General features: G+C 70.2%; 9 protein-coding genes. 5 read left to right on the top strand and 4 right to left on the bottom strand.

Features of this window, described 5'->3' with window-relative positions:
• Window positions 1–106 precede the first annotated feature (106 nt).
• The 3 genes from G6035_RS02750 to G6035_RS02740 form a co-directional block, all read right to left on the bottom strand.
• Window positions 107–805, bottom strand: a complete 699-nt coding sequence (locus G6035_RS02750; protein WP_176615549.1) for a maleylpyruvate isomerase family mycothiol-dependent enzyme — start codon at window positions 803–805, stop codon at window positions 107–109.
• Window positions 806–906: 101 nt separating this feature from the next.
• Complete coding sequence (locus G6035_RS02745) at window positions 907–1,458, bottom strand: TetR/AcrR family transcriptional regulator (RefSeq protein WP_176615548.1); 552 nt, start codon at window positions 1,456–1,458, stop codon at window positions 907–909.
• Window positions 1,458–3,614 carry an MFS transporter gene (locus tag G6035_RS02740; RefSeq protein WP_371130808.1) on the bottom strand — a complete coding sequence of 719 codons (2,157 nt, stop codon included), beginning with the start codon at window positions 3,612–3,614 and terminating at the stop codon, window positions 1,458–1,460. Before G6035_RS02740 ends, G6035_RS02745 begins: the two co-directional genes overlap by 1 nt.
• Before the next feature lie 110 nt (window positions 3,615–3,724).
• Between G6035_RS02740 and G6035_RS02735 the strand changes: the two genes are divergently transcribed.
• From G6035_RS02735 to G6035_RS02725, 3 genes are read left to right on the top strand one after another with little or no spacing between them, the layout of a single operon-like run.
• Entirely contained in the window at window positions 3,725–4,348 is a 624-nt protein-coding gene (locus G6035_RS02735) for a nucleoside triphosphate pyrophosphatase (protein ID WP_176615547.1), read from the top strand.
• 8 nt (window positions 4,349–4,356) lie between these two features.
• Window positions 4,357–4,926: a transcriptional regulator gene (locus tag G6035_RS02730; RefSeq protein ID WP_371130807.1), complete on the top strand. Its 570-nt coding sequence runs from the start codon at window positions 4,357–4,359 to the stop codon at window positions 4,924–4,926.
• Window positions 4,923–6,725, top strand: a complete 1,803-nt coding sequence (locus G6035_RS02725) for a biotin carboxylase N-terminal domain-containing protein (protein WP_176615545.1) — start codon at window positions 4,923–4,925, stop codon at window positions 6,723–6,725. The genes G6035_RS02730 and G6035_RS02725 overlap by 4 nt, the downstream gene beginning before the upstream one ends.
• A gap of 98 nt (window positions 6,726–6,823) precedes the next feature.
• Here the strand turns inward: G6035_RS02725 and G6035_RS02720 are convergent, their stop codons facing one another.
• On the bottom strand, window positions 6,824–8,233 hold the full coding sequence (locus G6035_RS02720) for an MFS transporter (protein WP_176615544.1): 1,410 nt from the start codon (window positions 8,231–8,233) through the stop codon (window positions 6,824–6,826).
• A gap of 287 nt (window positions 8,234–8,520) precedes the next feature.
• Here G6035_RS02720 and G6035_RS02715 point away from each other — a divergent pair, with 287 nt between their 5' ends.
• On the top strand, window positions 8,521–9,948 hold the full coding sequence (locus G6035_RS02715; RefSeq protein ID WP_176615543.1) for an MFS transporter: 1,428 nt from the start codon (window positions 8,521–8,523) through the stop codon (window positions 9,946–9,948).
• On the top strand, window positions 9,948–11,642 hold a 1,695-nt coding region (locus tag G6035_RS02710), incomplete at its 3' end, for a molybdopterin oxidoreductase family protein (RefSeq protein WP_176615542.1). The genes G6035_RS02715 and G6035_RS02710, both read left to right, overlap by 1 nt.

The following is an 11,642-nucleotide window of genomic DNA, read 5'->3' as shown; positions in this document are numbered from 1 at the left end:
ATCTGCCCGCATTAGCTGCACCGCCGGTTCCGTATCGGGCCGGATTCGGGGCCGGATTCCGGACCGGGGCCGGATTCGGGGGCGGATCGGCCCGGCGCAGCAGCTCCTACCAGGCGGGCAGCACGGGTAGCGGACCGTCAGCATCCACGTTGCCGGCGGCGCCGCGGGCCAGCCATTCGAGCATTCCTTCGCGGTCGGAGGAAACCCGCAGGGCGCCGTCGCCGACCACCCATTCCTCGCCTTCCTCCGTGGTCAGGGTCATCCCCGGCGCACCCTTGGCACGCATGGTGCGGACGGCGGCCTCGACGGCGTTGAGCACCGAGTCGGGATCGGCCTCGGCGATGGTCCAGGCGGTGTCCAGGTCGTGGTGGTGGACCACGACTTCGGCAATGCGCAGCGCAACGATGGAGGTCGCCGGAATCTTTTTGCCGTGCAGGTCCACTTCCTCGACCGCCAGCTCCCCTTCCAGCCGCTTGGCCTGCTCGGCAAAGAATTGGGCGGACTCGCGCAGCCTGCCCAGCAGTTCCACGCGGGGCAGGGCGGCAAGTTCGGCGATCTCCTGCGCCCGTGCCTCGCTTGAGGCGTAGAGCTGCTGCGGCTCGCCCGAGGTGGCCCAGTCAATGAGCTTGGCGATGGCGTGGCCGTTCGAGGTGATGTGGGCAATGACATCCGCCCGTGTCCACCCGGCGCAGAGGGACGGGGCCGTCATCTCGGCGTCGGACAACGTCTCGACGGTGGCCATGAACATCTCGGTTTCCCGGCCAAGGCGGGACAAGTCAGGGTACAGGCGTGCGGAATTATCCATGTGCCCACCCTATCCAATGACCCGGGCCGGCGGCAGGCGGGCGGCGCCGCCGATTCATACCAAAATAGTTCCGATCCGGACGCCGCTGCGGCGGCGGGCCATCACTCCCCCGCAGGCTCGTCGACGATCCCCTGGATGATGGCGCCGTAGTGCTGGATGAGTTCCTCCTCCGCAATGTCGCTCCCGTCCAGCAGGCCCAACACGCGGATGCCGGCGCCCAGGCCCATGACCACGCACACCACCAGCTGTGACTTTTGCCGTGCCGGCGAGGTGTCGCCGATCTGCGCGGCCATCCAGCTGGTGTACCGCTCCCGGAGTTCGGCCCGGGCCGCCTCCTGGTCGGGGGCGTCCTGTACCAGCAGCGGCACCATGGACCACGGCTCCGGTTCGCCCTGCCGGCGCCGGCGCAGGATCCTGCGGACCAGCGCAAACCCCAGCGGCTCGTCGAACTCAGTCACGACGTCGGAGCTGGGGACTTCAGGGGCGGCGGCGGCATAAAGCTTGGCCTTGCTGCCCATGACCTTCATGACCATGGCCGGCGAGTATCCGGCGAGCGCGGCCACGTCCTTGACGGTGACCGCCGTGTAGCCGCGCTCGCCAAACAGCTGCCGCGCAGCGTGGATGACCGCCTCCCGCGTGCTGGGCCGGGCCATCAGGCGCCCGCCCGGGCACCGGCTACCATGGCCGGTTCCGGGCTGCCGCCCAGGTCCAGGTCCACCACGGCCGACCGCGACGACAGGGACAGCTGCATGGACAGGCTGCGCAGGCCTTCAGGCTCCAGGCCCGTGAGGATGTACCTGCCGGCGGCGGGCAGCGGGACCTCGTACCGTCCCTGGGCGTCGCTGAACGTGGACATGACGAATTCCCCGCTCGCCTTGGTCAGCGTGACCAGGGCGTGGTCCAGCGGGAGGCCGCCGTCCACCACCGTGCCGGACAGCGTCAGCCGGAGCGTGAGCTCGATGTCCTCCGTGTTGGAGGAGTCGGCAAAGTCCAGGACGCGGGAGCTGGGGGCCCAGCTGTCGGCGCTGGAGACAATCAGGTAGCGCCCGGACGCCGGCAGGACCAGCGAGTAGCGGCCGGCGTTGTCCGCCCGGCTCCAGTCCGCGGGTTCGCCGTTCGTGTGCAGGGCGTTGACCACGGCCTGGCGGATGGGGGTGCCCCCGGCGCCCACCACGGTCCCGCTGACCACGATCTCGCTTTTCTCCCCCGCGTCCCGTCCGTCCGCCGCGGCGACAGGGTGGGCGACGGCGGCCGGGAGCCCTGCGCCGCGGGCCGCACCGGCGGCACCCGCCGGGGCACCGGCGTCGTACATCCCGGTGGACGTTCCGCCGGCCAGCCCCGGGGCCGTCTGGACGCGCGGGATGAACACGGAGACGCCGATGGAGAGCAGGGCCGCAATGGCCGCGTACCAGAACACTTCCTTGAACGCGTTCTCGGTGGGCAGCGCGAGGGGGCCCACATGGACCACGGCCGAGGTCAGCACGGCCCCGACGACGGCGGACATGGTGGAGGTGCCGACGGCGCGCAGCAGCGAGTTCAGTCCGTTCGCGGACGCGGTTTCCGTGATCGGCACCGAGCGCATGATCAGGGTCGGCATGGCGGCGTAGGCAATGGCCGTGCCCATGCTGACCACCGTGGCGCCGAGGATCACCATCCACACCTCGCCGGTCAAGAAGACGCGCGCCACGTAGGAGACGGCCAGCACCAATGAGCCGGCGATCAGCGTGATCTTGGCGCCGTACCGCTTGGTGATCGCCGCCGAGACCGGGGCCAGGGCCACCATGGCCAGGCCGGAGGGGATCATGCAGAGCCCGGCCACCACCACGCTGAGGCCGAAGCCGTAGCCGCCCACGCCCGGCAGTTGGAGCTGCTGGGTGGTGCTGAGCATGTTCGCGTACATGGAAAATCCGACCAGGATCGAGGCGATGTTGGTCAGCAGCACAGGCTTGCGGGCGGAGGTGCGCAGGTCCACCATCGGCTGGCTGACGCGCAGTTCGTAGGGGAACCAGAGGGCCAGGAACACCACGGTGCCGATGAACAGCAGGATCACCGGCTCGCTGGTCCAGCCCCATTCCCCGCCCTTGGAGATGGCCAGCAGCAGCGCGGTCAGGGCGGCCGTCAGCAGTGCCGCGCCGACGGCGTCGAACTTTCCGCGTGTGCGCACGGCCGATTCAGGCACGATGGCCACCACGGCCACGATGAGCAGCACCCCGATGCCGGCGGAGATCCAGAAGATGGCCTGCCAGCCCAGGGATTCGTAGATCACCCCGGCCAGCGGCAGGCCCAGTGCGCTGCCGATCCCGAGCGTGGCGCTCATGAGGGCGACGGCGGAGGCGACCTTTTCACGCGGCAGTTCGTCGCGCATGATGCTGATGCCGACGGGAATGAGGGAGGCGGCCAGGCCCTGGAAGCCGCGGCCGATCAGCAGCATCACGAACGACCCGCCGGCCGCCGCGATGACCGAACCGACCACCATCGTCACCATGGCCACCACCATCATGCGCCGCTTGCCGAACATGTCCGCGAGCCGGGAAATGATGGGCGTGGCAATGGCGCTGGTGAGCAGGGTGACGGTGACGAGCCAGGAGGCGTTGTCCGCCGAGGTATGCAGGATTTGGGGAAAGTCCGGCAGCAGCGGCACCACCATGGTCTGCTGGAGGGCCACCACGGTTCCGGCCAGGCACAGGATGGTGATGACGAGCGAGGTGCGCTTGGGGGCGGCCGCCTTGCGCGGGCTCCTGCGGGAGGTCCTTCCGGCGGTCCTTCCGGAGGGGCTGGGTTCTTCACTGACGGCCAGGTGGGACGGCACAGGCTTCCTTCACGGGTTGGGGGATTGGTGAACGCGCATTCACCAATCCAGTGAACCACCGTTCACCACGTGCCGTCAAACCGTCCCGCGGCGCCATTTAGGCTGGAGCCATGACTTCCTCCCTCATTCTGGCCTCCGCCTCCCCCGCCCGCACCAAGCTTCTGGCCGACGCCGGCATTGCCCACCGCGTGCTCGTCTCCAACGTCGACGAGGACGCTGCGACGGCCGCCGCAGGGCCGCTCTCCCCTGCCGCGACGGCGCTTCTGCTGGCCCGGGCGAAGGCCGAAGCCGTGGCCGCCGCGGCCCCCGGCGGCCTGGTCCTGGGCTGTGATTCCGTCTTTGAGCTGGACGGCGCGGCCTACGGAAAGCCCTGGGAGCCGGAGGTGGCCCGCGGGCGCTGGCGGCAGATGCGCGGCCGCTCCGGCATCCTCCACACCGGCCACTGGCTCGTTTCGGCCCGGCCCGCCACGGACCGCGCCGGCGCCCCGGCCGGGCGCGGGGAGGTCACCAGCGCCGTGGTCAAGTTTGAGGACATCTCGGACGCGGAGATCGAGGCCTACGTGGCCACCGGCGAGCCGCTGCAGGTGGCCGGCGCGTTCACGATCGACGGCCTGGCCGGCGCGTTCATTTCAGGCGTCGAGGGTGATCCGCACACCGTGGTGGGCCTGTCCATTTCCACGCTGCGCCGGCTCATGGCGCAGGCCGGGGTGTCCATCACCGACTTCTGGGCCTGAACCGCCCATTGCTGCGCCCGGCCCGGCCGTCACTTTCGCGCAGGGCACAACTCGCCGCAGGTTGTGCCCCGGGAGCACCTGGGGCACAACTGGCCGCGGGTTGTGCCCCGGGGCCGCCTGGGCACGCCCGCCACGAGATCAGTGGGGTCCTGCACCAGCCCGTCAGGTTGTCCATTGCGGCGGCCCTGGCGCACACCGAATCCATGGATGCCAGGGACCTCCGCATCGCCATCCAGGTGGGCTCCGTGTCGGGCAAGCAGTTGCCCCACCTGGAGCATGCCGGATTTGTCAAGATCAATAAGGCGTTCATGGGCAAGTTCCCCCGCGCCTCCGTCACGCCCACTCCAGCCGGGCAGGTGGCCTGGTCACAGCACCTGGACACGCGGCGACGGATTGCCGGCGGCGAAGCGTTCCCGTGTGCGCCGCCGTCGCACCGGGCAGGAACGGCTACCCGGAATGACCATTTTGTAGGAACCCCACAAAACACGGCCGCTTCACACGCCGAAACGCCATGGTGCATGGGCCAAACCCTCACAATCAGGCTAGGCTCACTGAAGAATAGAAGGAGTCTCGTGTGACCAACTCACAGCCGGCGGGCGCAAGCCTGCTCCGCAAAGTCCTGATCGCCAACCGCGGCGAAATTGCCGTCCGCATCATCCGGGCGGCCCGCGACGAGGGCATCGCCTCCGTGGCTGTGTACGCTGACCCGGACCGGGAGGCCCTGCACGTGCGCATGGCCGACGAGGCCTTCGCCCTCGGCGGCACCACGGCTGCGGAGTCCTACCTCGTCATGGACAAGATCCTGGACGTGGCCCGCCGTTCCGGCGCCGACTCCGTCCACCCCGGCTACGGCTTCCTGGCCGAAAACGCCGAGTTCGCCCAAAGGGTCATCGACGCCGGCCTGGTCTGGATCGGCCCGCCGCCGGCGGCCATCGATTCCCTGGGCGACAAGGTCAAGGCCCGCCACATCGCCGAAAAGGTGGGCGCACCCCTGGTCCCGGGCACCAAGGATCCCGTGGAATCCACCCAGGAAGTCCTCGACTTCGCCGACGAATTCGGCCTGCCCCTGGCCATCAAGGCCGCCTACGGCGGCGGCGGGCGCGGCATCAAGGTGGTCCGGGACCGCGAGGAAATCCCCGAACTGTACGAATCCGCCGTGCGCGAGGCCGTGGCGGCGTTTGGCCGCGGCGAGTGCTTTGTGGAGCGCTTCCTCGATGCACCCCGCCACGTGGAGACCCAGTGCCTGGCGGACGCGTCGGGCAACGTCGTCGTGGTGTCCACGAGGGACTGCTCGCTGCAGCGCCGGAACCAAAAGCTCGTGGAGGAGGCCCCGGCCCCGTTCCTGTCCGGGGACCAGAACCGCCGGCTGTACGAAGCGTCCAAGGCGATCCTGAAGGAAGCCGGCTACATTGGCGCCGGGACCTGTGAGTTCCTGGTGGGCACGGACGGCACCATCTCCTTCCTGGAGGTCAACACGCGCCTGCAGGTGGAACACACCATCTCCGAGGAAGTCTCCGGGATCGACCTGGTGCGCGAGCAGTTCCGCATTGCCCGCGGCGAGGACCTCGGCTACGGCGACCCCGAAGTCCGCGGCCACTCCTTTGAATTCCGCATCAACGGCGAGGACCCGGGCCGCGGCTTCATGCCGGCACCGGGCACGGTCACCAGCATGGCGCTGCCCACGGGCCCCGGCGTGCGCGTCGACTCCGGCATCACCGTGGGCGAGGTGGTCAGCGGCAACTTCGACTCCATGCTCGCCAAGCTGATCGTCACCGGCGCCACGCGCGAACAGGCCCTGCAGCGGTCCGCCCGCGCCCTGGCCGAAATGGAGATCGGCGGCATGCCCACCGTGCTGCCGTTCGACCGCGCCGTGGTGGTGGACCCCGCCTTCGCCCCCGCCGGCGGCGCCCCGTTCACCATCCACACCCGGTGGATCGAGTCCGAATTCAGCAACAACATCCCCGCCTTTGACCCCGCCTCCGCCGGTGGTTCCGCGGACGACGCCGGCACGCGCCAGAGCGTGACCGTCGAGGTGGGCGGCAAACGGCTTGAGGTGACGCTGCCGGCGTCGTTCTCCGTGGGGGGCGGCTCGGGCGCAGCCGCGGCCAAGAAGGCCAAGAAGGCCGGCCGCAACCGCACCGCCGGCCCGGCCGCCGCCAACGGCAACGCCCTGACCTCGCCCATGCAGGGCACCATCGTCAAGGTGGCCGTGGCGGACGGCGACGTGGTGGCCGAGGGCGACTTGATCGTGGTCCTGGAGGCCATGAAGATGGAGCAGCCGCTCACCGCACACCGCGCCGGCACCGTGACCGGGCTCAGCGCGGCCGCCGGGGACACCGTCTCCGCGGGCGCCGTCCTGGCCACCATCGAGGACTAGCCCCCTTAACCCCCAACTGGGTCGCAGTTGTTACCGAAATCGCCCCGAAAACCGGGCAAAAACGGTAACAACTGCGACCCAGTTGCGTAGGGCGGAAGTCAGCTGACGTTGGAGACGTACTCCAGGTCGCGGGTTTCCTTCATGACCAGCAGGGCGATCAGTGTCAGCACGCCCATGGCCGAAAGGTACAGGCCCACCAGCACGGTGCTGCCGCCGGCCGACTGCCACAGGGCCACCGACACGAACGGTGCCAGCGCCGCGCCGAGGATGCTGGAGAGGTTGTAGCTGACGGCCGAGCCGGTGTAGCGCACGTTCGTGGGGAACAGCTCCGGCAGCAGCGCACCCATCGGCCCAAAGGTGAGACCCATGAGGGTGAAGCCGATGATCAGCAGGGCCATGACGCCCACGGTGCCGGCGCCGAACAGCGGCACAAACGTGAAACCGAAGACGATGATCGCCACGGTGACCCACAGCAGCATCTTGCGGCGGCCGTGTTTTTCCGCCAGCGGGCCCGCCACCAGCGTGAAGATGCCAAAGAACACCACGCCGACGATGAGCATGATCAGGAACTCGTTGCGGCCATACCCGAGCCCGGCCACGAAGTTGTTGATGGCGTCCGGCGTCATGGTCTTCCCGGCGGCAGCGGCCTTGGCCTTGGCGGCCTCCAGCGTGGCCGGTGCGGTCCCGTAGGAGAGCGTGAAGGTGGTCATGAGGTAGAAGACCACGTACGTGGCCAGCATGACGAAGGTGCCCAGGACCAGCGGGCGCCAGCTCGTCTTGAACACGCGTCCCACGGGCAGCTTGGTGACCTCGCCCTGGTCGATGACCTTTTGGAAGGCGGGGGTTTCCACGAGCTTCAGGCGGACCCACAGTCCGATGATGACCATCACGGCGCTGAGCAGGAACGGGATGCGCCAGCCCCAGGCCGTGAACTGGGCGGTGCTCAGCCCGAAGCTCATGCCCAGGAACAGGGCGTTGGCCAGGATAAAGCCGATGGGGGCGCCCATCTGCGGGAAGGTGCCCCAGATGGCGCGCTTGCCCGCGGGGGCGTTTTCGGTGGCCAGCAGTGCGGCGCCGCTCCACTCCCCGCCCAGGGCCAGGCCCTGCATGAAGCGCATGACCACCAGCAGTGCCGGCGCCCAGAACGTCCAGCCGGGCACGAGTGCGGTGGGCAGGCAGCCGATCAGGAACGTCGCGACGCCCATGGTCAGCAGCGACGCCACGAGGGTGCCCTTGCGGCCCACCTTGTCGCCAAAGTGGCCGAAGATGATGGAGCCCAGCGGGCGGGCCACAAAGGCCACGCCGAAGATGGCGAAGGAGCTCAGCAGCTGCGTCGTGGCGTCGGCGTTGGGGAAGAACAGTGCCGGGAAGACCAGCACGGCAGCCGTGGCGTAAACATAGAAGTCGTAAAACTCGATCGTGGTGCCGATCAGGCTGGCCACGATCACGCGGCCGCGCGAGTTGGCCGTGGGAACCGCGATGGTTTCCGCGGTGGAGGGGGTGCTCATAAAAGTGACTTTCGGATGGATCCTGTGCGGGCGCTGCGGGCCGCACAAGGACCCCACCCACACCCTTGTTCCTTGATCCTATCCAATCCTGTCCAAGCAATGGACAATCCATCTCATCATATGGACCGCCCTTGACGCGGGCGCCGGACGGGGGCGCACGCCCTCACGGCACCGGCCGCGGCCCGGTGAGGGAGATGTCACAGCGAGTTCACACCGGGTGACCGCCCCGGAAACGGCGGACCCATAGCGTCAATGGCAGCAACTGTTGTCAACGCTGGAGGTCACACGTGAACGTCGACGCAACAACGGGGCCGGCCCCCGCTGCCACAGCCCCGGCTGCAGGTGTGGGCTGGCCGCGCACCAAGGGCAGCTGGATCCACGGCTGGGACGCCGAGGACACGCAGCAGTGGGAAGGCGGCGGCCGCGCCATCGCGACACGGAACCTGCGCTGGTCCATCGCCTGCGAATTCCTGGGCTTTGTGGTGTGGCAGCTGTGGTCGATCGTGGTGGTCTACCTGCCCGCGGCCGGCTTCCACTTCAGCTCCGCCGAACTCTTTTGGCTGATCTCCATGCCGTCCCTGACGGGCGCGACGCTGCGCATCCCCTACACCTTCATGGTGGCCCGCTTTGGCGGGCGCAACTGGACCATCACCTCCGCGCTCCTGCTGCTGGTGCCCACACTGGGCCTGGCGGCCTGCACGGCCAACCCCGGAACCCCGTTCGGCGTGATGCTGGCCGTGGCCGCGCTGGCCGGGCTGGGCGGCGGCAACTTCGCCAGTTCCATGGCGAACATCACCCACTTTTTCCCGGCCCGGGAAAAAGGCTGGGCGCTGGGACTGAACGCGGCCGGCGGAAACCTGGGGGCCGCCGTCGCACAACTCATGGTCCCCGTGGCCGTCACGGCCCTGGCCGCCGGCACGCTGGGCCTGCCGCTGGCCGGGCTGGTGTGGGTGCCGCTCATCGCCTTGGCAGCCTGGGGTGCGTGGAAATACATGGACAACCTCTCCGGCGCCACGTCGGACATCGCCGGCTCGCTGGCCTGCCTGAAGGAACCGCACCTGTGGATCCTGGCACTGCTCTACGTGGGCACCTTCGGCTCGTTCATCGGCTTCTCCGCCGTATTCCCGAAGCTGATCGTGGACTCCTTCGGCCCGCACGTGGGGTTCACGCTGGGCACCGCCACCATCTCGCTGGCGTTCCTGGGCGCCCTGGTCGGTTCGCTGGCCCGCCCGTACGGTGGCAGGCTGGCCGACCGCTGGGGCGGCGCCCGTGTCACGGTGGCCTGCTTCGCCATCCTGGCCCTGACCGCCCTGGCCCAGCTGCTCACCCTCCCCCTGGGCAGCTTCCCGCTGTTCATCGCCCTGTTCCTGGTGCTGTTCGCGGCCGCCGGGGCGGGCAACGGCTCCACCTACCGCATGATCCCGGTCGTCTTCGCCCTCCGCTCGCGCAGCCGGGACGGAGGCCCGGACGGAGGCCCGGGCGGAGGCCCGGGCGGAGGCCCGGCACGCCGGGCCGCGGCCGCACTGGGCCTGATTTCCGCCTTGGGCGCGTATGGCGGCTTCCTGGTCCCGCAGGTCCTCAACGCCTCCCGCCTGGCCACGGGCAGCTATGCGGGTGCGTTCACCGGCTTCGTGGCCGCGTACCTGCTGCTCATGGCCGTGACCTGGTTTACCTACCTGCGCCGCTCACCCGCCGCGTCCCTGGCCGGGATCTGATGGGCACCCCCACGCACTGCCCGTACTGTGCGCTGCAGTGCGCCATGACGCTCACCCCCGCGGCCGGCGGGCCGGAGGTTGCCGGCCGCGACTTCCCCACCAACCGCGGCGGGCTCTGCCGCAAGGGCTGGTCGTCCGCCGCGCTCCTGGGCCACCCGGAACGGCTCACCACCCCCCTCCTGAGGGCGGACGACGGCGTGCTCCGTCCCGCCAGCTGGGACGCGGCACTGGCGCGGGTGGCCGCCCAGGTCACGGCGACCCGGGCCGCCCACGGGGCGGACGCCGTCGGCGTGTTTGGCGGCGGCGGGCTCACCAACGAGAAGGCGTACCAGCTGGGCAAGTTCGCCCGGCTGGCGCTGGGAACGTCACGGATCGACTACAACGGCAGGTTCTGCATGGCGTCGGCTGCGGCGGCCGGCACCCGCGCCTTCGGCCTGGACCGGGGGCTGCCGTTCCCCGTGCAGGACCTGGACGGCGCCCACACCGTCCTGCTGCTGGGCTCCAACGTTGCCGAGACCATGCCCCCGTTCGTGCAGCACCTGCAGGGCGCCCGGGCCTCCGGCGGCCTGGTGGTGGTGGACCCGCGCCGCACCGCCACCGCCGACTTCACGGCCGACGGCGCCGGCCTCCACCTCCAGCCCGTCCCGGCCACCGACCTGGCCTTGCTGCTGGGCCTGTGCCACATCGTGATCCACGAGGGCCTGGCGGACACGGCCTACATCGCCCAAAGGACCACCGGCTACGCCGCGCTGGCCCGCAGCGTGGCGCCGTGGTGGCCCGAACGCACCAGCGCCGCCACCGGCGTGCCCGTGGCGCAGCTGCGCGAAACCGCCCGGCTGCTGGCCGAGGGCGCCCGCCGCGGCGGCAGCTACATCCTGACCGGCCGCGGCGTGGAGCAGCACGTGGACGGCACCGACACCGCCACGGCCGCCATCAACCTGGCCCTGCTGCTGGGCCTTCCCGGCTCGGCATACAGCGGCTACGGCACCCTGACGGGGCAGGGCAACGGCCAGGGCGGGCGCGAACACGGCCAGAAGGCGGACCAGCTGCCCGGCTGCCGCAAGATCTCCGACCCGGCCGCCCGCGCCCATGTCGCCCGCGTCTGGGGCGTCGGGGAAGCGGCGATCCCCGGGCCGGGTATTCCCGCCGTCGAGCTTCTGGCCTCGCTGGGACGGCCCGGCGGGGTCCGGACGTTCCTTGTGCACGGCGCCAACCCGGCGGTGTCGGCGCCCGACGCGGCGCGGGTCATTGAGCGCCTGCGCAGCCTGGACGCCCTCGTGGTGTGCGACTTTTTCCTGTCCGAGACGGCGGCCCTGGCGGATGTGGTGCTGCCCGTGCTGCAGTGGGCCGAGGAGGACGGCACGGTGACCAACCTCGAGGGCCGCGTGCTGCGCCGCCGGTCCGCCGCCGCGCCGCCGCCCGGGGCACGCTCCGAGCTGTGGATCATGGCGGAGCTGGCCGCCCGGCTCGATGCGCCGTCCACCTTCAGCGATGATCCCGAGGCCGTGTTCACCGAGCTGCGGGCGGCGTCGGCCGGCGGTCCGGCGGACTACTCGGGCATCGACTATGCCATGCTCGACGCCGGGGAGGCCGCCTACTGGCCCTACCCCGCCGGCAGCACGGGGACGCCGCGGCTGTTCCTGGATGCCTTTGCGCACGACGGCGGCCGGGCCGCCCTGGTGCCCGTCTTCCCC

The sequence above is a fragment of the Arthrobacter sp. SDTb3-6 genome, assembly GCF_013376095.1.
In the GTDB taxonomy this organism is placed as follows: Bacteria; Actinomycetota; Actinomycetes; order Actinomycetales; family Micrococcaceae; genus Specibacter.
Note: the sequence above shows the minus strand (reverse complement) of the source record. Positions and strands in the feature narration are given on the sequence as shown.